General features: G+C 65.4%; 16 protein-coding genes. 9 read left to right on the forward strand and 7 right to left on the reverse strand.

Annotated elements, in window-relative coordinates; all coding sequences use genetic code 11:
• Window positions 1-22 precede the first annotated feature (22 nt).
• The 4 genes from ccoG (at window position 23) to ACK56M_RS16525 (ending at window position 6,357) form a co-directional block, all read left to right on the forward strand.
• On the forward strand, window positions 23-1,426 hold the full coding sequence (gene ccoG, locus ACK56M_RS16510) for a cytochrome c oxidase accessory protein CcoG (protein WP_411958794.1): 1,404 nt from the start codon (window positions 23-25) through the stop codon (window positions 1,424-1,426).
• 50 nt (window positions 1,427-1,476) lie between these two features.
• The gene (mapR, locus tag ACK56M_RS16515) at window positions 1,477-2,886 is read left to right on the forward strand and encodes a GntR family transcriptional regulator MpaR (protein WP_013972935.1); all 1,410 of its coding nucleotides are present in this window, start codon (window positions 1,477-1,479) and stop codon (window positions 2,884-2,886) included.
• Window positions 2,887-2,943: 57 nt separating this feature from the next.
• Complete coding sequence (locus ACK56M_RS16520; protein ID WP_031324575.1) at window positions 2,944-4,599, forward strand: PAS domain-containing sensor histidine kinase; 1,656 nt, start codon at window positions 2,944-2,946, stop codon at window positions 4,597-4,599.
• 63 nt (window positions 4,600-4,662) lie between these two features.
• Entirely contained in the window at window positions 4,663-6,357 is a 1,695-nt protein-coding gene (locus ACK56M_RS16525) for a response regulator (RefSeq protein ID WP_411958795.1), read from the forward strand.
• Window positions 6,358-6,366: 9 nt separating this feature from the next.
• Here ACK56M_RS16525 and ACK56M_RS16530 read toward each other — a convergent pair whose 3' ends face one another.
• Together ACK56M_RS16530 and ACK56M_RS16535 are read right to left on the reverse strand one after the other, a co-directional pair.
• Window positions 6,367-7,113 (reverse strand): SDR family oxidoreductase, encoded by a 747-nt coding sequence (locus ACK56M_RS16530; RefSeq protein WP_024087260.1) that lies wholly within the window; start codon window positions 7,111-7,113, stop codon window positions 6,367-6,369.
• Between the two features lie 76 nt (window positions 7,114-7,189).
• Window positions 7,190-8,206, reverse strand: coding sequence for an FAD:protein FMN transferase (locus tag ACK56M_RS16535; protein WP_043935679.1), 1,017 nt, complete (start codon window positions 8,204-8,206; stop codon window positions 7,190-7,192).
• A 250-nt stretch (window positions 8,207-8,456) separates the two neighbouring features.
• On the opposite strand from ACK56M_RS16535, the gene rsxC reads away from it, so the two are divergent.
• Both rsxC and ACK56M_RS16545 read left to right on the forward strand, forming a co-directional pair.
• Window positions 8,457-9,857 (forward strand): electron transport complex subunit RsxC, encoded by a 1,401-nt coding sequence (gene rsxC / locus ACK56M_RS16540; protein WP_015270656.1) that lies wholly within the window; start codon window positions 8,457-8,459, stop codon window positions 9,855-9,857.
• Entirely contained in the window at window positions 9,854-10,804 is a 951-nt protein-coding gene (locus ACK56M_RS16545; RefSeq protein WP_015270657.1) for an RnfABCDGE type electron transport complex subunit D, read from the forward strand. Before rsxC ends, ACK56M_RS16545 begins: the two co-directional genes overlap by 4 nt.
• A gap of 42 nt (window positions 10,805-10,846) precedes the next feature.
• Here the strand turns inward: ACK56M_RS16545 and ACK56M_RS16550 are convergent, their stop codons facing one another.
• The 5 genes from ACK56M_RS16550 to ACK56M_RS16570 all read right to left on the reverse strand — a co-directional run bounded on the left by ACK56M_RS16550 (window position 10,847) and on the right by ACK56M_RS16570 (window position 16,368).
• Complete coding sequence (locus tag ACK56M_RS16550; RefSeq protein ID WP_013972942.1) at window positions 10,847-12,382, reverse strand: DHA2 family efflux MFS transporter permease subunit; 1,536 nt, start codon at window positions 12,380-12,382, stop codon at window positions 10,847-10,849.
• Window positions 12,379-13,572, reverse strand: a complete 1,194-nt coding sequence (locus tag ACK56M_RS16555; RefSeq protein WP_039614211.1) for an HlyD family efflux transporter periplasmic adaptor subunit — start codon at window positions 13,570-13,572, stop codon at window positions 12,379-12,381. Before ACK56M_RS16555 ends, ACK56M_RS16550 begins: the two co-directional genes overlap by 4 nt.
• Before the next feature lie 30 nt (window positions 13,573-13,602).
• Window positions 13,603-14,076 carry a MarR family winged helix-turn-helix transcriptional regulator gene (locus ACK56M_RS16560; protein ID WP_054573536.1) on the reverse strand — a complete coding sequence of 158 codons (474 nt, stop codon included), beginning with the start codon at window positions 14,074-14,076 and terminating at the stop codon, window positions 13,603-13,605.
• Between the two features lie 243 nt (window positions 14,077-14,319).
• Window positions 14,320-14,955 carry a response regulator transcription factor gene (locus tag ACK56M_RS16565; protein WP_054573537.1) on the reverse strand — a complete coding sequence of 212 codons (636 nt, stop codon included), beginning with the start codon at window positions 14,953-14,955 and terminating at the stop codon, window positions 14,320-14,322.
• Between the two features lie 6 nt (window positions 14,956-14,961).
• Window positions 14,962-16,368, reverse strand: coding sequence for a sensor histidine kinase (locus ACK56M_RS16570; protein WP_100413541.1), 1,407 nt, complete (start codon window positions 16,366-16,368; stop codon window positions 14,962-14,964).
• Window positions 16,369-16,562: 194 nt separating this feature from the next.
• Between ACK56M_RS16570 and ACK56M_RS16575 the strand changes: the two genes are divergently transcribed.
• The 3 genes from ACK56M_RS16575 (at window position 16,563) to ACK56M_RS16585 (ending at window position 21,366) form a co-directional block, all read left to right on the forward strand.
• Complete coding sequence (locus ACK56M_RS16575; protein ID WP_015270661.1) at window positions 16,563-18,185, forward strand: acyl-CoA synthetase; 1,623 nt, start codon at window positions 16,563-16,565, stop codon at window positions 18,183-18,185.
• 135 nt (window positions 18,186-18,320) lie between these two features.
• Window positions 18,321-20,090, forward strand: coding sequence for an acyl-CoA dehydrogenase C-terminal domain-containing protein (locus tag ACK56M_RS16580; protein ID WP_015270662.1), 1,770 nt, complete (start codon window positions 18,321-18,323; stop codon window positions 20,088-20,090).
• A 268-nt stretch (window positions 20,091-20,358) separates the two neighbouring features.
• Window positions 20,359-21,366: a FecR family protein gene (locus ACK56M_RS16585; protein ID WP_217190129.1), complete on the forward strand. Its 1,008-nt coding sequence runs from the start codon at window positions 20,359-20,361 to the stop codon at window positions 21,364-21,366.
• Window positions 21,367-21,376: the final 10 nt, after the last annotated feature.

The following is a 21,376-nucleotide window of genomic DNA, read 5'->3' on the forward strand; positions in this document are numbered from 1 at the left end:
GAGGCCTGATGAGCACCGAGCCATGAACGATAGAATCCCTTTCACAGAGATCGCCACCGCCCCAGCCAGCCCCCAGCCACGCCGCGCCGACAATGGCATCCATACCCGCAGCTTCACCGGGCTGTACCGCAACCTGCGCATCGGCTTCGCCGGCGCCCTGTTCGTGCTGTTCTTCGGCACCGCCTGGCTGAACTGGAACGGCCGCCAGGCCGTGCTGTGGGACCTGAGCAACAGCAAATTCCACATCTTCGGCGCCACCTTCTGGCCGCAGGACTTCATCCTGCTGTCGGCGCTGCTGATCATCTGCGCCTTCGGCCTGTTCGCCATCACCGTGTATGCCGGCCGCGTGTGGTGCGGCTACAGCTGCCCGCAAAGCACCTGGACCTGGCTGTTCATGTGGTGCGAAAAGGTCACCGAGGGCGACCGCAACCAGCGCATCAAGCTGGCCGCCGCGCCCTGGAGCCTGAACAAACTGGCCCGGCGCATGCTGAAGCACAGCCTGTGGCTGGCCATTGGCGTGCTCACCGGGCTGACCTTCGTCGGCTACTTCACCCCGATCCGCCCACTGGCCGCGGAACTGTTCACCTTGCAACTGGGCGGCGTGGCGCTGTTCTGGGTGCTGTTCTTTACCGCCGCCACCTACATCAATGCCGGCCTGCTGCGCGAAGCGGTGTGCCTGCACATGTGCCCCTATGCACGCTTCCAGAGCGTGATGTTCGACAAGGACACCCTGGCGGTCGCCTATGACCCGCGTCGCGGCGAAGCCCGTGGCCCGCGCAAGAAAGGCAGTGACCTCCGCGCCCAGGGCCTGGGCGACTGCATCGACTGCACCTTGTGCATGCAGGTGTGCCCCACCGGCATCGATATCCGCGACGGCCTGCAAATGGCGTGCATCGGTTGTGCGGCGTGCATCGATGCCTGTGACGGGGTAATGGACAAGATGGGCTACGCCCGTGGCCTGATCGGCTACAAGTCCGAACGCAGCCTGCAAGGTGGCACCACCCATTGGCTGCGACCGCGCCTGCTGGGCTACGCCGCCGCGCTTGGGGTGATGATCGCGGCACTGGTGGTGGCCTTGCAGCTGCGCCCGATGGTGTCGCTGGACGTGATCAAGGACCGCGGCCTGTTCCGCGAGAATGCCCAGGGCCAGATCGAGAACATCTACCTGCTCAAGGTCATCAACAAGACCGAAAGCACCCGGCACTATGAGCTGCGCCTGCTGGACGCCGACGGCTTCAGCCTGCAGGGCAAGACCTCCTTCGTGATCCCGGCCGGTGAAATGAGTGAACTGCCGGTGTCGGTGGCGATGCTCGCCGAGCGCCCGGCCAGCAGCTCGCAGACGCTGAGCTTCGAAATCAGCGAGCGCGACGACCCCGCCATCCGCAGCGTGGCCCACAGCCGCTTCGTCGCGCCGATGAACCGTTGATCCCTTACACTGAGTCCAGCTTGCCTGCCAGGCTTCGACAGAAGGCCAGAATGAAACGCTACGAACGCTTTGCCGACGACATCGCCGAACTGATCCGCTCCGGGGTGCTGGGCCCCGGCCAGCGCGTACCCTCGGTGCGCTATGCCAGCCAGACCCACGGGGTCAGCCCGTCCACCGTGTTCCAGGCCTACTACCTGCTGGAGCGGCGCGGGCTGATCCGTGCCCGGCCGCGCTCGGGCTATTTCGTCAACGCCCACGCCCCGCGCCAGTTCAGCGAGCCGCAGGCATTGCAGCCGGTAAGCGAATCCACCGACGTAGACGTCAGCGCGCTGGTGTTCTCGATCCTCGACTCGATCAAGGACCCCAACACCGTGCCGTTCGGCTCGGCCTTCCCCAGCCCCGAGCTGTTTCCGCTGCAACGCCTGTCGCGCTCGCTGGCCAGCGCCAGCCGCAGCATGGACCCGCGCATGGTGGTGACCGACCTGTCACCCGGCAACCCGCAGCTGCGCCGGCAGATTGCCCTGCGCTACATGGTTGGCGGGCTGATGCTGCCGATGGAGGAGCTGCTGATCACCAACGGCGCGCTGGAAGCCCTGAACCTGTGCCTGCAGGCCGTCACCCAGCCCGGTGACCTGGTGGCCATCGAAGCCCCCGCGTTCTATGCCTGCCTGCAGGTACTGGAGCGTCTCAAGCTAAAGGCCGTGGAAATTCCTGTGCACCCGCGCGAAGGCATGGACCTGGGCGTGCTGGCGCAAACGCTGGAGAAACACCCGGTCAAGGCCGTGTGGTGCATGACCAACTTCCAGAACCCGGTGGGCGCCAGCATGCCGGAGGCGAAAAAGCAGGCACTGGTGGAGCTGCTGGCGCGTCATCAGGTGCCATTGATCGAAGACGACGTGTACGCCGAACTGTACTACGCGCAACAGGCACCCAAACCGGCCAAGGCGTTCGACACCCAGGGGCTGGTGATGCACTGCGGCTCGTTCGCCAAGAGCCTGGCGCCTGGCTACCGCATCGGCTGGGTGGCAGCCGGGCGCTTTGCACAGAAGATCGAGCGGCTCAAGCTGATGACCTCGCTGTGCGCCTCGATGCCGGCCCAGGCGGCCATCGCCGACTACCTGCAGCACGGCGGCTACGACCGCCACCTGCGCAAGCTGCGCTATGCCCTGGAAGGCCAGCAGGCCAACATGCTGGCGGCCATCGCCCGGCACTTTCCGGCGCAGACGCGGGTCAGCCAACCGTCCGGCGGCTACTTCCTGTGGCTGGAGCTGCCCGAACAGATGGACGCCCTCAAGCTGTTCCACATGGCCTTGGCCCAAGGCATCAGCATCGCCCCCGGCCCGATCTTCTCGCCCACCCGGCGCTTCGGCAACTGCATCCGCCTGAACTACGGCAGCCCCTGGCATGAGGATGCCGAACGGGCCATGGAAACCCTGGGGCGGATCATCCGCTCGTTCTGATGACTGGCGCCCCGGCAGGCGGCTATAGTTGCTTGATCCGCTCACCGGTCCCTCGCCATGCAAGCAGACTCGCTCCCGTCATTGGCACAACTGCAAGCGCGTGTCGCAGAACTGGAAGCTCGCCTGGCAGAGCGCGACGACACTGCACAGGCCCACATCCAGCTACTGGGCGAACTGCTCGACAACAGCCGGGCCAACGTGTTTGCCGCCGACAGCGAGATGCGCCTGGTCGCGATCAACCGCACGGCCCGGGAAACCTTCGAGCATTACCGGGGCTTCGTGCCGCAGATCGGCGATTACGTGCCACAAATTCTGCTCAACCACCCTGACATCATGGGCCGCCTGGCACCGGTGTGGCCACGCGTGCTGGCCGGCGAAGCCTTCATCGACACTATCTCACTCGGCCCCTCCGATGCCCCCCGCCATTACGAAATCCGCTATCACCCATTGCTCGATGCACAACAGCAAGTCCAGGGCGGGTACCTGTTCGCCTATGACATCACCGAGCGCATGGCCGAGCAGGAACGCCTGCGCCAGGCCGAAGAGGCCCTGCGCCAGTCGCAGAAAATGGAGGCGGTCGGCCAGTTGACCGGCGGCATCGCCCACGACTTCAACAACTTGCTGGGTAGCCTGCTTGGCGCGCTGGAGCTTGCAGAGCAGCGCCTGGGCGAGCAACGCCTTGCCGACACCGCCCGCATGCTCGGGCTCGGCCGCAGCAACGCAATGCGCGCCGCAGCCCTGGTGCAGCGGTTGCTGGCCTTTTCGCGCCAACAGACGCTGATGCCACAAGCGGTGGATGTGCACCGCCTGGTCGCCGACATGCATGACCTGATCCGCAGCTCGACCGGCCCGCACATTGACTTCCAGGACCGCACGCTGGCCGCGCAATGGTCGATCCGCATCGATCCGCAGCAGCTGGAGAACGCTCTGCTCAACCTGTGCATCAATGCCCGTGACGCCATGCCGCTGGGCGGCACCTTGCGCATCGGTTGTGAAAACGCCGATCTCGCAGCGGCCGAGGCCAAGCGCCTGGACCTGCCGACGGGGCACTATCTGCACATTCGTGTCGAGGACACCGGCGTGGGCATGCCCAGTGAGGTGCTGCAACACGCTTTCGAGCCCTTCTTCACCACCAAGCCGCTGGGCCAGGGCACTGGCTTGGGATTGTCCATGGCCTATGGTTTTGTTCGCCAGTCCGGGGGGCAGTTGCTGATCGACAGCGTCACCGGGCAAGGCACTTGCGTTCACCTGTACCTGCCCCGTGACCAGAGCGCTTGCGCAACCGGCCACGGCGAGCCAGCCACATCCGCCACCGCGACGTTGCAGCCGCGGATGCACCGGATCATGCTGGTGGCGGACCAACCGGCCCTGCGCCTGGTACTGGTCGAAGTGCTGACGGAACTGGGCTATCAGGTGCAGGCTTTCGAGAGTGGCCACCGGGCTCTGGAATCGTTGCAGAAAGGGCCGCCACCGGACCTGCTGATCACCGATGTCGGCCTGCCTGGGCGACTCGACGGTTACCAGCTTGCAGAGGCCTGCCAGGACCTTGTGGCGGATGCCCCGGTATTGCTGATTACCGGCTACGAAACTGCCGAAACGGTGCACTGTGCCCGGCCCGGCAGGCGCACCGAACTGCTGCACAAACCCCTCGACCTGAACACCCTCGGCGAACGGATCGAGCGCCTATTGGGCATTGCGTCACACCCGCGTTGACTGGCTATTCGCCTGTTGCCGAACACGCTAAAGTCTGGGCTTCATCCACTGTCGGACGTCGGCATGCCCTCCCGCGACCTGCTTTCACTGCGCCAACAAGTCGAAGCCCTGCAGCAACAGAACGCGCTGCTGGAAGCCCGCCTGGCAAGCCATCAGCAACACGATCAGGACTTCTACCGCTCGCTCTTCGACACCATGGACGAAGGCTTCTGCATCATCGAGTTCTTCGACGGCCCGCACGGCCCACTGAGCGACTATGTGCATGTGCTGGCCAATGCGGCCTATGCCAAGCATGCCGGCATCCCCAACGTGGTCGGGCAGAAACTGCGCGAGATGGTGCCCGATGAGGCCGACGATTGGGTCGCCCGTTATGGCGCGGTGCTGCGCACGGGCGAGCCGCTGCATTTCGAGCAGGAACTGGTCGCCACCGGCCATGTGTTGTCGGTGACCACCTTCCGCGTAGAGCCTGCCGAAAAGCGCCAGGTGGCGGTACTGTTCAAGGACGTCACTGCACGCCGACGGGCAGAGCAGGCCCTGCAGCGCCTGAACGAGGAACTGGAACAACGGGTGAATGCGGCACTGGCAGAACAGGCCAAGGCCGAGGAAGCCCTGCGCCAGGCACAGAAGATGGAAGCGGTCGGCCAGCTCAGTGGCGGCATCGCCCACGACTTCAACAACCTGCTGGGCGGCATCCTCAGTGCCCAGGAGCTGATGCGCCAGCGCCTGGAGCAATCCCGTTTCGACGCCCTGGAGCCATTGCTGAAGCTGTCCAACGGCTCGGCGCAGCGGGCCTCTTCGCTGGTACACCGGCTGCTGGCATTTTCCCGTCAGCAGACCCTGCAGCCCTGCTCCACGCAGGTAGCCACGCTGGTGGGCGGCATGGAAGAGCTGCTGCGCCGCACCATCGGCCCCTCCATCACCCTGACCAGCCAATTCCCCTGCCAGCTGTGGCCGACCTTCATCGACCCGCCGCAACTGGAAAGCGCCCTGCTCAACGTGTGCATCAATGCCCGCGATGCCATGCCTGCCGGCGGCGTGATCGATATCCTCGGTGACAACCTCCTGCTCGACGACCAGCAAGCCCGTGCACTGGAACTGCCAGCTGGCGAATACGTACGGCTGAGCATCAGCGACAACGGCAAGGGCATGTCGGCGGAGGTGGCCGAGCGCGCCGTCGACCCGTTCTTCACCACCAAGCCCATGGGCCAGGGCACTGGGCTGGGCTTGTCGATGACCTATGGTTTCGTGCGCCAGTCGGGCGGGCAGCTACGGGTGTTGTCGACACTGGGCGAAGGCACCCGCATCGAGCTGCTGCTTCCCCGCCACCACCAGCACCCCGAAGCCCCGGCACCCAGGCCACCGCGCACACTGCTGGAAAAAAGCAGCAGCGCCACGCAGCGTATCCTGCTGGTTGAAGACCAGGCCGCCTTGCGCGTGGTCGTCTGCGAGGTGCTGGAAGAACTGGGTTATCGGGTCGATGCATTCGAGAACGGCCCAGCCGCCCTCGCCCACCTGCAAGCTGGCGAGCGGCCAGACCTGCTGTTGAGCGATATCGGCCTGCCCGGCGGCCTGAATGGCCGCCAGTTGGCTGAACGTTGCCGCGAGCGCCACCCCGACCTCAAGGTACTGTTCATCACCGGCTACGACGAAAGCGCGGCGCTCAGTGACGGCCAGTTGTTGCAAGGCACTCAGGTGCTGACCAAGCCGTTCGAGCTGGCAGTGCTGGCCGAACGGGTACGCACGCTGTTGGAGGATTGACCGGCGCGTTCAGCGCCCGCCGCCCAGGTCGATGAAGCTGCCGGTGGAGTACGAGGCTTTGTCCGAGAGCAGCCAGAGGATGGCCTCGGCCACTTCCTCCGGGCGCCCGCCGCGGCCCATGGGCAAGCCGGGCTCGAGCTTGCTGACCCGGTCGGGGTCGCCCGACAGCGCGTGGAACCCGGTATGGATGTAGCCTGGCCGCACACCATTTACCCGCACGCCCTCGCCTGCCACTTCCTTTGCCAGGCCAATGGTGAAGGTGTCGAGGGCGCCCTTGGAAGCGGCATAGTCCACGTATTCGTTGGGCGAGCCCAGGCGGGCGGCCACCGACGACACGTTGACGATGGCCCCGCCCGGCCCGCCGTGCCGGCGTGCCATGCGCTTCAGTGCGTGCTTGGCGCAGAGCATGGGGCCGACGACGTTGGTCTTCATGACCTTGAGCAGGCGGAACTCGGACATGTCCTCGACCCGGCTTTGCTGGCCAATGGTGCCTGCGTTGTTGACCAGCGCGGTGACCGGGCCGAGTTCTTCGTCAACGCGCTGGAACAGCTGGATGACCTCATCCTCGACACTGGCGTCGGCGCGCACGGTGATGGCCTTGGCGCCCAGGGCTCGGACCTGGCCGAGGATGTCCTCGGCGGCCTGGTCGTCGGCGTGGTAGTTGATGCAGATGCGGTAGCCCTGACGGGCGGCCAGCAGCGCCGTGGCGGCGCCGATGCCGCGGCTGGCACCGGTGATGACTATGACTTGCTCCATGGGTCTGCCAATCGTTTGGAAAGGGAGCATCGACAATAGGGGAAAAGGCAGCGCGTGGGAATGACCTTTCCTTCTGCTACTGCGTGGGTTTGCCTTGCCCGGGAAACAACGTCTCGAACCGCGGCGTCGCCCGCGCAACGAACCCCAGCCCCTGGTGCATGATGAAGTAGGCAGCGATTTCATTCCGCTCGGCGAAGGCATAGCCTTCCTCCGGGCCCAGCACCATCAACAGTGTGTCCAGGGCATCGGCACGCAACACCGAAGGGTCGACCACCGACACTGCCGCCAGCGCGTGCTTGACCGGCCTGCCGACACGGGGATCGAAGGTGTGCGAATAACGCTGGCCACCTTCCTCGAAATAGTTGCGGTAATCGCCGGCGGTGGCAACGCCGTAGCCATCCAGGGCGATGGCGCGCTCCACTTGCTGTTCGCCCCCACCACTCGGTACCTCGAGGGCGATGCGCCAGGGCGAGCCATCCGGTTTGCGGCCAACCCCCTTCAGTTCGCCGGTGATCTCGACCAGATAGGCCTGGATACCCAGGGCCGCAAGCCTGTCACCCACCCGATCCACTGCATAACCGGCGAGCATGCTGTCGAAATCCAGCTGCGCCGCCACATCCTTGCACAGCTTTTCTCCATCCAGGTGCAAGTGCTGCAGGCCTACCCGTGCCTGCTCCCGCGCCAGCGTGCTGGCATCCGGCACCTGTCTGCCGCGTGACTGTGGGCCGAAGCCCCAGAGGTTCATCAAGGGCAAAACCGTCAGGTCGAAAGCCCCGCCACTCTGGCGGAACAGAGAAACACCGTACGCCAGCAATTGCTGCATCTCTTGCGGCACTGCCTGACAGGCGCCGGCCGGCAGGTTGTTGAAGCGGGAAACCACGGAATCGCCGCGCCAGTTGGAGAACTGCTTGTCGAGGGCCTGGAGAACAAGCTCGACTTCGGCCTTTACCTGCCGCGAATCGGGCGTCTGTGCAGTGGGTACGTACTGGATCGAATACGTACTCCCCATGGTCGGCCCGCCAAAGCGTTCAATCCTGTCGCCGCAGCCATACAGCAACGTCACCAGCATCACCAGCAGGCTTGCGCGCATCATTGGACACCTCGCAGACTCTGGCCGCCCGTTCGCGGCGCAGGCTATTTCACCAGAGTTGCGAGATGGCAATTGGCCTACCGTTCATCAGCAAACCTGGTCAAAAACCGAACAAACTCCTCTTCGAACACTCTGATCTGCGCGGGTGATCATTCATCCCCCTCCCTTTCCGCTTAACGTCCCGGAAGCAATAAAACAACCATGTGCATAAGCGCACAGGGGCGTTCTTTGCCCAAAAATTGGAGGACATTACATGTCTAGCCATTCGTTGCAGAGCGTCGAACGCCTGCAGAGCCGCATCCGCGCCCAGCGTCAGCCGCAACAGAAACCTTTCTGGCGCCGTCTGCTGGCCATCGCCTCATCCTCTCAGCGTAGTTGGCACGGAGGGATCGAGCTCAGGGGATACAAGGAACTATCCAACGCCACGACGGTTGCCCCGGTCGTGGTCGGTAAAATCCAGCTGGCGATTCCGCTCGGGCGGGGTCGGCGGTTTGTCCAGCCTTGCGTGCAGCCGGGGCAGCATGTGCGCAAGGGCGAAGTGATCGGTATTGGCGACAACACCACCGCTTGGGTGCATGCCAGTACCTCCGGCATCGTGGACCGGATCGATCACGTCTTCGCGGCCGACTCGGCCGAACCAGTCATGGCCGTCATCCTGAACGCAGATGGCCTGGACGAGTGGCTCGAACGCCCGGCACCGGGCCTGCCGCAAACGCCAGAGGCGCTGGTCGAGCACGCATTGCAGATGGGCATAGTCGGCCTTGGTGGTGCGGGTTTCCCCACGGCCCTCAAGCTGGCCGGCGCACAGCAGCCCGACCTGCTGCTGATCAACGGTGCCGAATGCGAGCCCTTCCTTACCTGCGATGACCGCCTCATGCGTGAAAATGCCGAAGCGTTGATCGAGGCCGCCGACTATGTCGCCGCGCTGCTGGGAATAACGGCAACCCGTTTCGGCATCGAAACCAACAAACCGGAGGCGATGGCCACGTTACGTGCCGCCGCACGCCAGGCGCGCACCCGGGTCGAGATTTGTCCACTTCCGGAGCGTTACCCAGCAGGTGGGCAGCCGTTGATGATCAAGAGCCTCAGTGGCCGCAACCTGGCCCCGGGGAGCCGCCCCGCCGATATCGGCGTCCTCGCCCTGAATGTCGCAACGCTCTACGCGCTGGGCCGGGCCGTCTTCCAGGACGAACCACTGACCAGCCGCGTGCTGACACTGACCGGTGACTGCGAGCGCCCCGGCAATGTGCGGGTGCCGGTGGGTTACCCGGTCAGCGAACTGCGCGCGATTGCTGGCGCGTCCCCCACAGGGCAGTTGACCCAGGTCGGAGGCCCGATGATGGGGCAGCCGCTACCGGACGCCAACGCCTTCGTCAGCAAGACCAGCAGTTGCCTGATTTTCGGCGCCGAGCGCTACCTGCCGGCTGCTCGCCCCGCCAGCAGTTGCATTCGCTGCACGCGCTGTGTGGATGTCTGCCCGATGTCGCTGCGGCCGCTGGACCTCTACGCTGCCGCCGAGCGCCTGGACAAGGCCAGCCTGCAGGAACTGCGCCTGGACGCCTGCATCGAATGCGGCAGCTGCAGCAGCATCTGCCCAAGCAATATCCCGCTGCGCGAACGCTTCCGCCAAAGCAAGACGGAGGTCCGCGCATGAGCCTGATACGCCACCCCATCCCGCAACGGCTGCGCACGGTGATGCTGCTGGTCGTCCTGTGCCTGCTGCCGGGCACCGCCCTGTATGCCTGGCAATTCGGCGTCGTGGTCTGGTTGCAGGTGTTCTGGTGCGTGCTGTTTGCCCTGGGCTTCGAAGCCGCCCTGCTGCGCCTGCGCGGGCATGACGTACGCAAGGGTTTGAGCGACCTCAGCTGGCTGGTGCTGGGCCTGATACTGGCTCGGGCATTGCCGCTGATGGTGCCGTTGTGGATGATCGCCCTGGCCAGTTTTGCTGCTCTGGCACTGTGCAAGCACGCCAGTGGAGGCCTTGGTCGCAACCGCCTCAACCCTGCCATGGTTGGCCTGGGGGTGGTTGCCATCTGCTTCTATCAGCAGTTGTACCCCGCGCCATCGAACCATGCCCCCTGGACCGCAACCCTGGACGCCAAGGCGGTTCTGCTGCAACAGCTACAGTTGGTGCCACGCCTGGAGCTCGATGCGTTCGCCGGCGCCACTCAACTGGCGCAGAACGAGTTCACCCATATCACCCACAATCTTTCGGGGTTCGGCTACATTGCCGGCGGTTTGCTGCTGGCTTCGCTGCGGGTGATCCGTATCGAGATTCCGCTGGCGATGATCGCGAGCACAGTATTGCTGTGCATGGCTGCCGGCCACAGCCTGCAGGAAGCCGTTTACAACCTCAGCCTCGGCGGCTATCTCTTCACCGCCTTCTTCATCGCCACCGATCCGGTCACCAGCCCCGATACCCGCGCCGGTCGCATCCTCTTCGGCGTGACCGTCGGCACGCTGACCGAGCTGATTCGCGAGTTCGGGCTTTACGCCGATGGCCTCTGCTTCGCCGTGCTGGCCGGCAACCTGCTGGTGCCGCAAATCGACCGGTTGGTGCTGCGCATGCAGCGGCCCTGGTACGCAGCAGCGAGTGCCTGACATGGCATTTGGCAAAGAGCCTGGGCCTTGTTCTGGCCCGGCTCAGTGCCCTGCCGACGCCGGCCCCGCCTTGGCGGTAAAGGGCGGTTTGGCGAACCACACCAGCAGGATCAACCCGGCAAACACCCAGGTCATCAGGGTGAAGTAGTCCACCGTCGACATCATGTACGCCTGCCCGTTGAGTATCTGCTCCAGCTGCGCATAGCTCTGCGGGCTGGCCCCGCCCAGCTGCTCCAGGGTATGCCGCGTGGCCGGGTCGAACTGGCTGATGTGCTCGCTCAGGTAGGCATGGTGCTGGTCCGCCCGGCGAATCCAGATCCAGGTGGTCAGCGACGCCGCGAAACTGCCGCCCAAGGTACGCAGGAAGGTCGCCAGGCCCGAGCCATCGGCGATCTGCTGCGGTGGCAGGTCGGACAGCAGGATGCTCAAGGTCGGCATGAAGAACAGCGCAACGCCAATACCCATGAACAACTGCACCAGCGCCACATGCTGGAAGTCCACCTCGCTGGTGAACCCGGCACGCATGTAGCAGCTGCTGCCGATCGCCAGGAACGCCAGCCCGGCCAGCACACGCAGGTCGAAGCGGTGCGCGTACTTGCCCACGAACGGCGACATCAGCACCGGCAACAGGCCGATCGGCGCCACCGCCAGGCCGGCCCAGGTAGCGGTATAGCCCATCTGCGTCTGTAGCCACTGCGGCAGGATCAGGTTGATGCCGAAGAACCCGGCATAGCCCCCTACCAGCACGATGGTGCCCACGCGGAAGTTGCGGTGCGCGAACAGGCGCAGGTTGACCACCGGGTGACGGTCGGTCAGTTCCCAGATCACGAACACCGCCAGGAACACCAGCGAGACCAGGCTTCCGGCAATGATGAACGACGATTCGAACCAGTCCAGATCGTTGCCTTTGTCCAGCACCACCTGCAAGGCGCCAACGCCGATGATCAGCGTCAGCAGGCCGATGTAGTCCATCGGCTGGCGACTGGTGACCACCGGCCGGGTGCGCATCTGCTGGCGGACCACGGCGGCGGCGAACAGGCCGATGGGCACGTTGATGAAGAAGATCCACGGCCAGCTGTAGCTGTCGGTTATCCAGCCGCCGAGAATCGGTCCGGCAATCGGCGCCACCACCGTGACCATCGCCAGCAGCGCCAGGGCCATGCCGCGCTTGGCCGGGGGATAGACGGCGATCAGCAAAGTCTGGGTCATCGGGTACAACGGCCCGGCCACCACACCCTGCAACACGCGAAAACCGACCAGCTCCGGCATCGACTGGGCAATACCGCACAGGAACGAGGCCAGCACGAACAGCAGCGTGGCCCAGATGAACAGCTTCACCTCGCCAAACCGTCGGCTGAGCCAGCCGGTGAGCGGCAAGGCAATGGCGTTGCTCACCGCGAACGAGGTGATGACCCAGGTGCCCTGCTCGTAGCTCACCCCCAGGTTGCCGGAAATGGTCGGCAAGGCCACGTTGGCGATGGTGGTGTCGAGCACCTGCATGAACGTCGCCAGCGACAGGCCGATGGTGGTCAGCAGCAGGCTCGGCGGCGTGAACTGGGCAGCAGCGTTGTTGCTCATCGCTGGGCCGTCTTGCCGGTTGCGCTGTTTTCGTGGATCAGCCGGGCGATCAGGTTGTCAGCTTCGACCAGCTGGCGGTCATACACCTGGGTGGTATAGCTGGCCTGCTGCGGTGGCTGCTGGGCCAAGGTCGGGCCGCTCTGGTCGTGCAGGTCGACCTCGACCACGGTGGACAGCCCGATACGCAGCGGGTGGTCCTTGAGCTGGTCGGGGCTGAGGTGGATGCGTACCGGCACGCGCTGGACGATCTTGATCCAGTTACCGGTGGCATTCTGCGCCGGCAACAGGGCGAAGGCGCTGCCGGTGCCAGCGCCAAGGCTGTCGACCGTGCCGCTGTACCTGACCTCGCTGCCGTACAGGTCGGCGCTGATCTGCACCGGCTGGCCGATACGCATGTCGCGCAGCTGGGTTTCCTTGAAGTTGGCATCGATCCACACCTGGTCCAGCGGGATCACCGCCATGGTCGCGGTACCCGGTTGCAGGCGCTGGCCCAGCTGCACGGTACGCTTGGCAACGTAGCCGGTTACCGGTGCCACCAGGGTGGTGCGGGCATGGTCGAGGTAGGCCTGGCGCAGGTCGGCGGCGGCGGCCATCACCTCGGGGTGCGAGGACACCACGGTGTCGTCGACCAGTGCGCTGCTGGTGCTGAGCTGCTGGCGTGCACTGTTGACGGCGGCCTCGGCCACGCTCAGGTCGTCGCGGGCATGGGACAATTCTTCCGCAGCTATCGCGCCGCTGTCGGCCAGTACCTTGCGCCGGTTGAAGTCCTGGCGGGCCTTGCGCAGCTCGGCCTGGCGGGTTTCCAGCTGGGCCTTGAGCGCGTCGACGTTGCTGTACAACCCGCGCACCTGGCGCACGCTGCGCGCCAGCCTGGCTTCGGCGGCCTGCAAGGCCACTTGGCTGTCGGCCGGGTCGAATTGCAGCAATACCTGGCCGGCGTGGACCAGGTCGCCGTCATCGGCACCGATGCTGGTGACAGTGCCGGTGACCAGCGGGGTGATCTCTACCACGTTGCCGTTGACGTAGGCATCGTCGGTGCTTTCGTGCCAGCGCCCGACCAGGCTGTACCAGGCCCAGGCTCCGACGCCGGCAAGAATCAGCAGCAACACCAGGCCAAGCAGCCAGGCCTTGCGCTTGCGCGACGGTTCGGGCGCGGCGGAGGGAGTCGGGGTGTCTGCGGGAGTGGCCATGGCAATACCTTGGATAATTCGTGACAGGGATCAACGATCGCCGAAGCGGCGGATCGTCAACGGGTCGCCGGCAGCGAGCAGGACCTTGGCCAGCAGGCCTTCCAGGGTCTCGAGCTCTTCGGGTGCCAGCGCGCCGCACAGCTCGTTCATGGCCGCCGCGCCGATTTCCGGCAGGCGGTCAGCCAGGCGCTGGCCATCGGCGGTAAGCGCCAGGCGCACCTGGCGACGGTCGTCGGCGCAACGGTTGCGCACGATCAGTTCCTTCTGCTCGAGGCGGTCGAGCATGCGGGTCATCGATCCGCTGTCCAGGCCCAGGTACCGGCACAGCTCGGCCGGGGTGTCCACCTGGTACTGGGTGACGATGATCAGCACCTTGAACTGCGCGGCGGTGACGCCTTCGGATTCGAGGTGCCAGTCGAGAATGCGGTCCTTCAGGATCGCCGCCCGGCCAAGCAGCATGCCGATGGCGCAGGTCTGGAAGTTTTCGGGAGAGAAATGGGCCATCGGAGACTGCTCGGGTAATTGTGTGGAAATATTACTGCCTAGGCAGTGAATGTCAAAGCTTTGATTAGGTTGCTATGGAAAATTTCATGATTTCTGCCCCTTGCGCCCCCCTGTAGGAGCGGCCTTGTGTCGCGATGGGCCGCAAAGCGGCCCCGCAATTTCTGTTGGGGCACAAAACCTGGGGCCGCTTCGCGCCCCATCGCGACACAAGGCCGCTCCTACAGGGCCATGCGTCAAGGCCTGCTACGGTGTTCGCAGGCCCAGTGCCTCCACCGCCCCGCAGGCAATGGCCATGCCCACCAACTCCGCCAGGCTATCGGCCTGCAACCGCTTCATCACCCGCCCCCGGTACAGGTCCACCGTCTTCACGCTGACGCCCAGCCGTTCGGCAATCTCGCGGTTGTTCAACCCTTGGGCCAACGGCACGAACACGTCGCGCTCGCGCGGGGTCAGGCCATCGATGCGCGCCTGCACCCGGGCCAGCGCCTGGTCGTCCTGGCGTGCCCGCCCGGCGCTTTCCAACGCGGCCTGCACGCTGTCGAGCAGCAACTGGTCGTTGTAGGGTTTCTCGATGAAGTCGCAGGCGCCGGCCTTGAATGCCCGCACCACGATCGGCACATCGGCATGCCCGCTGACGAATATCACCGGCAAACCCAGGCCACGCTCGCGCATCGCCTGCTGCACCGCCAACCCGCCCAGCCCCGGCATGCGCACATCCAGCAGCACACAGGCCGGCCCATCGTCGACGCAGGCGTCGAGAAACGCCTGCCCGCCGGCGAACGGCAAGGCCTGCAAACCCACCGACTGCAACAACCACACCGTCGAGTCCCGCATACCCTGGTCGTCATCGACCACATACACCTTCGCTTGCACCGCCATCTCCCCTTACCCCCTGCTGACCGCCAGGCGGCAGCACAGTACCAGTCCGCCATTGTCACCGGCTCGCGCCCACAGGCTGCCGCCAAAACCTTCGATCAGGCTACGGCTCATGCTCAAGCCCAGGCCCAGGCCGTCGGCCTTGCTGGTGGTGAACGGCGTGAAGATTTCATCCAGGCGCTCGGGCGCCACGCCCGGGCCCTGGTCGGCCACCTCGACCAGCACGCCATCACCATCGCGCGCAGCGCCCAGCAGGATACGGGACGGCCGCTCGCCATGCTGCTCGCGGTTGGCATCGATGGCGTTGCGCAACAGGTTCAACAGCACCTGCTCCAGCAGTACCCGGTCGGCATACACCAAGGGCAGCTGCACGCTCATGCGCAGCTCGACCACTACCTGATCACGCGCGGCTTCCCAGGCGCACAGGCGCATGGCTTCGCCGGCCACCTCGGCCACGTCCAGCGCCTGCAGGCGGCGCGGCCCCTTGCGCAGGAAGGCGCGCAGGCGGCGGATCACTTCGGCGGCATGGGTGGCCTGTTCGCTGATGCGCTGCAGGCCCTGCCCTACCCGCTCTCGGGCCTGCGGGTCGCGCTCCAGGCCCTGCAGGTAACGCTGGCTTGCGTTGGCATAGTTGACCACCGCGGCCAACGGCTGGTTGATCTCGTGGGCAATGCCCGAAGCCAGCTCGCCCAAGGTGGCCAGCCGGGCACTGTGCGCCAGGCTTTCCTGGGCCTCGATGCGCAGGGTGATGTCGCGAGACACGCTGACCACCTCCACCACCGTGCCGGTGTAGGTTTCGCGGATGGCCCGGCTGGCGATCTCGAACCAGCGGTAGCCGCCTGCGGCCTGGCGCACTCGGCAGGTCATGGTGTGGTAGCCGTCCTGGTCCAGGGCGGCGGCGGCCTGGCGCAGCACCTGGCGGCGCTCGCGCGGGTGCAGCAGGGTATGTACGGCCATGCCGCGCAGTTGCTCGGGCCACAGGCCAAGCAGGCGGAATGCTGCCGGCGAAGCATCGAGAAAACGGCCATCGGGGCTATGCCGGGAGATCAGGTCGGTGGTGTTCTCGATGATCAGCCGGTACAGGCGCCGGGCGCGGCTGGCCTCGCGTGCGCCATGACGCTCGTCGCTGGCGTCGCGGCCACGCGCCAGCACCTGCTGGCCCTGGTCGTCAGGGATGAAGCTCCACAGCACGATGCGTTCACCGACCTGCACCTCGACATCGGCGATCGCCCGGCGCTGGCGCAGGCAGGCGCGCACCAGGGCGGCGCAGTTGCCCGGCAGCCAGCTGGCCAGTGCCGGGCCTTCATCGACCCAGGCCTGCAGCGCCGGGTTGAGTGCCAGCGGCCTGGCGTCGCCGGCCAGCATCAGGCTGGGTTGCGGGTCCTTGGCGAGCAAGGGATAGGCAGTGTTGTCCACGGTAGGCGGCTCGTTGTTATAGTAGTTTTACTATATTGCTATAGTCGATATTCCTAATACCATAGCGACTCGCGTAAAACTGCGACAAGGGGAGCGGCCCACCGTCCGCCTCCCTGCACCCTGAACAGAGCTAACAATCAGCCACCGGGGGTCAAGCGCACAGGTTGTGCCTGCCTCCTCTACAGGATTACCGCATGTCGATCTATGCCCAGGGCCTGATGCCCGCTGCCGTCAACCATGTCGCCCTCACCCCGCTGAGTTTCATCGAACGCACCGCTGCCGTATATGGCGATTATCCGGCGGTGATCCACGGTGCCATCCGCCGTAACTGGCAGCAGACCTACCAACGCTGTCGGCGCCTGGCCAGCGCCCTGGTGGGCCGGGGTATCGGCCGTGGCGACACCGTAGCGGTGATGTTGCCCAACATTCCGGCCATGCTCGAAGCCCATTTTGGCGTGCCCATGACCGGCGCCGTGCTCAATACCCTGAACGTACGCCTGGACGCCGAGGCCATCGCCTTCATGCTGCAGCATGGCGAGGCCAAGGTACTGATCACCGACCGCGAGTTCCACACGGTCATCGAGGCTGCCCTGGCCTTGCTCGAGCACCCGCCATTGGTGGTGGATGTGGATGACCCGGAGTACGGCGAAGGCCGTGCGGTCAGCGAACTGGATTATGAAGCGTTCCTCGCCGAAGGCGACCCGGACTTTGCCTGGGAATGGCCCGATGACGAGTGGCAGGCGATCTCGCTCAACTACACCTCCGGCACCACCGGCAACCCCAAGGGCGTGGTCTACCACCACCGTGGCGCTTACCTGAACGCCCTGGGCAACCAGATGGTCTGGGGCATGGGCCATCGCCCGGTGTACCTGTGGACCCTGCCGATGTTCCACTGCAATGGCTGGTGCTACCCATGGACCATCACCGCGCTGGCCGGCACCCATGTGTTCCTGCGCCGGGTCGACCCGCAGAAGATCCTGACCCTGATCCGCGAGCACCGGGTCAGCCACCTGTGCGGCGCGCCGATCGTGCTCAACGCCCTGGTCAACATGCCCGAGGCAGCCAAGGCGGCCATCGAGCACCCGGTGCAGGCCATGGTCGCCGGCGCCGCGCCACCTGCAAAGGTCATCGGCGCAGTGGAAGAGATGGGCATCCAGGTCACCCACACCTACGGCCTGACCGAAGTCTACGGCCCGGTGACCGTGTGTGCCTGGCATGACGAATGGGATGAACTGTCGCTGGAAGAGCGGGCACGGATCAAGTCCCGCCAGGGCGTGCGCTACCCGACCCTCGACGGCCTGATGGTCGCCGACCCGCAAACCCTCGAGCCGGTACCGCGCGACGGCAACACCCTGGGCGAGATCTTCATGCGGGGCAACACGGTGATGAAGGGCTACCTGAAGAACCCCGAGGCTACCGCCGAAGCCTTCCGGGGCGGCTGGTTCCATACCGGTGACCTGGCCGTGTGGCATACCGACGGCTATGTCGAGATCAAGGACCGGCTCAAGGACATCATCATTTCCGGTGGCGAGAACATTTCCACCATCGAGGTCGAGGACGCCCTGTACAAGCACCCGGCGGTACTGGAAGCCGCGGTGGTGGCGCGCCCGGATGAAAAGTGGGGGGAAACCCCGTGCGCATTCATTGCCCTCAAGCCGGGCCGCGAAGACACCCGCGAAGCCGACATCACCAGCTGGTGCCGCGAGCACCTGGCCGGGTTCAAGGTGCCGAAGACCGTGGTGTTCGGCGAACTGCCCAAGACCTCCACCGGCAAGATCCAGAAGTACGTGCTGCGCGACCGGGCCAAAGCCCTCTGATCCAGTGGTGGCCTCTTCGCGGGCATGCCCGCTCCCACAGGGACCGCACCGGCCTCGCACCCTGTGCTTTACCTGTGGGAGCGGGCATGCCCGCGAAGAGGCCAGCCCATGTTTCCATTATTCCAAGAGCCCCCGATGACTACCTACTCCGCCCCCCTGCGCGACATGCGCTTCGTCCTGCATGACGTGTTCAACGCCCCGGCCCTGTGGGCCCGCCTGCCCGCCCTGGCCGAGCGCATCGACGCCGATACCGCCGATGCCATCCTCGAGGAAGCAGCCAAAGTCACCGGCCAGCTGATTGCCCCGCTCAGCCGCAACGGTGACGAGCAAGGCGTGCGCTTCACCGCTGGTGAAGTCACTACACCCGACGGCTTCCGCGAGGCCTGGCACACCTACCGTGAAGGCGGTTGGGTCGGCCTGGGCGGCAATCCTGAACATGGCGGCATGGGCATGCCGAAAATGCTCGGTGTGCTGTTCGAAGAAATGCTCTACGCCGCCGACTGCAGCTTCAGCCTGTATTCGGCATTGAGCGCCGGCAGCTGCCTGGCGATCGATGCCCACGCCAGCGAAACACTCAAGGCCACCTACCTGCCGCCCCTGTACGAAGGCCGCTGGGCTGGCACCATGTGCCTCACCGAACCCCATGCCGGCACCGACCTTGGGCTGATCCGCAGCCGCGCCGAGCCCCAGGCCGACGGCAGCTATCGCATCAGCGGCAGCAAGATCTTCATCACCGGCGGCGAACAGGACCTGACCGAGAACATCGTCCACCTGGTGCTGGCCAAACTGCCGGATGCGCCCACCGGCGCCAAGGGCATCTCGCTGTTCCTGGTGCCCAAGTACCTGGTCGAGGCCGATGGCCGCCTGGGGGCGCGCAACGCCGCCCATTGCGGCTCGATCGAACACAAGATGGGCATCAAGGCCTCGGCCACCTGTGTGATGAACTTCGATGGTGCCGTCGGCTACCTGGTCGGCGAGCCGAACAAGGGCCTGGCGGCGATGTTCACCATGATGAACTACGAGCGCCTGTCCATCGGCATCCAGGGCATCGGCTGTGCCGAGGCGTCCTACCAGAGCGCCGCCCGCTACGCCAACGAGCGCCTGCAAAGCCGCGCCGCCAGCGGCCCGCAGGCACAGGACAAGGTTGCCGACCCGATCATCCACCATGGCGATGTGCGGCGCATGTTGCTGACCATGCGCACCCTCACCGAAGGTGGCCGGGCGTTTGCCGCCTACGTCGGCCAGCAGCTGGACCTGGCGCGCTACGCCGAAGACGCCGGCGAGCGCGAACATGCGCAGCGCCTGGTGGCGCTGCTGACGCCGGTGGCCAAGGCGTTCTTCACCGACAACGGCCTGGAAAGCTGTGTGCTCGGCCAGCAGGTGTATGGCGGCCATGGCTACATTCGCGAATGGGGCCAGGAGCAGCGTGTGCGCGATGTGCGCATCGCGCAGATCTATGAAGGCACCAACGGCATACAGGCCCTCGACCTGCTCGGGCGCAAGGTGCTGGCCGACGGTGGCCAGGCGCTGGCCGGCTTTGCCGCCGAGGTGCGGGCCTTCAGCGTGGATGCGCCGCTGCACCGTGAAGCCCTGCAAGCGAGCCTGGCGCGGCTGGAGGCGACCAGCGCCTGGCTGCGGGCGCGTGCCGGCGAGGATGCCAACCTGGTCAGCGCGGTGGCGGTGGAATACCTGCAGCTGTTCGGGCTGACTGCGTATGCCTACATGTGGGCGCGTATGGCGGCGGTGGCGTTGGCCAAGCGTGACGAGGATGCCGCGTTTCATGGGGCCAAGCTTGCGTGTGCGGAGTTCTTCTTCCAGCGGGTCTTGCCGCGCGGGTTGGGGCTGGAGGCCAGTATCCGGGCGGGTAGTGGCAGCCTTTATGGTTTGGAGGCGGCGCAGTTCTGAGAGACCATGGGGGCGCTTTGCGCCCCATCGCGACACAAGGCCGCTCCTACAGGGGAACGCGATTCCATGTAGGAGCGGCCTTGTGTCGCGATGGGCTGCAAGGCAGCCCCAACGATTTCAGCCTGAATTTACCTGCGCGAAGGGTTCTCAAACGCTGAAAAACCATCACCAATCCGACGAAAACCGGCACAACTGATAGTCATTCGCCATTACCTCGGTTCTCGGGAGCCCTCCAGCAAGGGTAGAATGCGCAAAACCCGGAGCCGCAATGAACCACGACCGCCTCAATCCCAGCCCAGACGATGCCATCACCGACGCCTCCGCGCACTGGTGCATGCGCCTGCACGCCGAAGATTGCTCGGTGGCCGAGCGCGAGGCGTTCGCCCGCTGGCTGGCGGCCGACCCGCGGCATGCCGAGGAATACCAGGCAATGCTGGAAATCTGGCAAACCGCAGACCTGCTGCCGCGCAATGCCACCGTCATCGACTTCAACCCGCCGCTGCAAAAGGCCGCGCGCCAGCGCAACTGGCGGCCGCTGGCATCCGCCGCCGCGATCGCCCTGGCAGTGCTGCCGCTGGCCGGCTGGGTGGGCTGGGAACAAGGCTGGCTGCCCAATCGCTACCAGCACTTCGAAGCTGGCGCGCACATGCAGACCGTGCAGCTGAGCGACGGCAGCACGGTGCAGCTCAACCTCAACACCGAGCTCACCTACCTCAACTACAAGGACCAGCGCCAGGTCACGCTCAAACGTGGCGAGGCGTTCTTCAAGGTGCAGCACGACAGCAGCCACCCGTTCATCGTGCATGCCGGTCGTGGCCAGACCCGCGTCACCGGCACCCAGTTCAACGTGTGGAAGTACCAGGACCAGGTCAAGGTCACCCTGGTGGAAGGTTCGGTACTGGTATCCAGCGACGGCAGCACCGGTGGCTACCGCCTGGGCCCTGGTATGCAGGCCAGCTATCACAAGGGCGACTTCGAGCCGCAACTGGAGCAGAGCGAGGACTACGGCAACAGCCTGGCCTGGCGCGACGGCAAGCTGGTGCTCGACAACCTGAGCCTGGAACAGGCCCTGCCGATAATCAACCGCTACCTCGACGCACCGCTGCTGCTGGCCGACGCCAGCACCGGCCGCATCCGCATCAGCGGTATCTACAACACCCGTGAGGTGGGGCGCCTGGTCAACAACCTGCCCAAGGTGCTGCCGGTCTACCTGACCCGCAGCAAGGACGGCAGCACCGTGCTCAACCGCATCTCGCCGCCGCCCGACAAGGGCTGACGCCCTCCCC

Origin of the sequence: Pseudomonas sp. s4 (assembly GCF_046764235.1) — a bacterium.
Classification (GTDB): domain Bacteria; phylum Pseudomonadota; class Gammaproteobacteria; order Pseudomonadales; family Pseudomonadaceae; genus Aquipseudomonas; species Aquipseudomonas asiatica.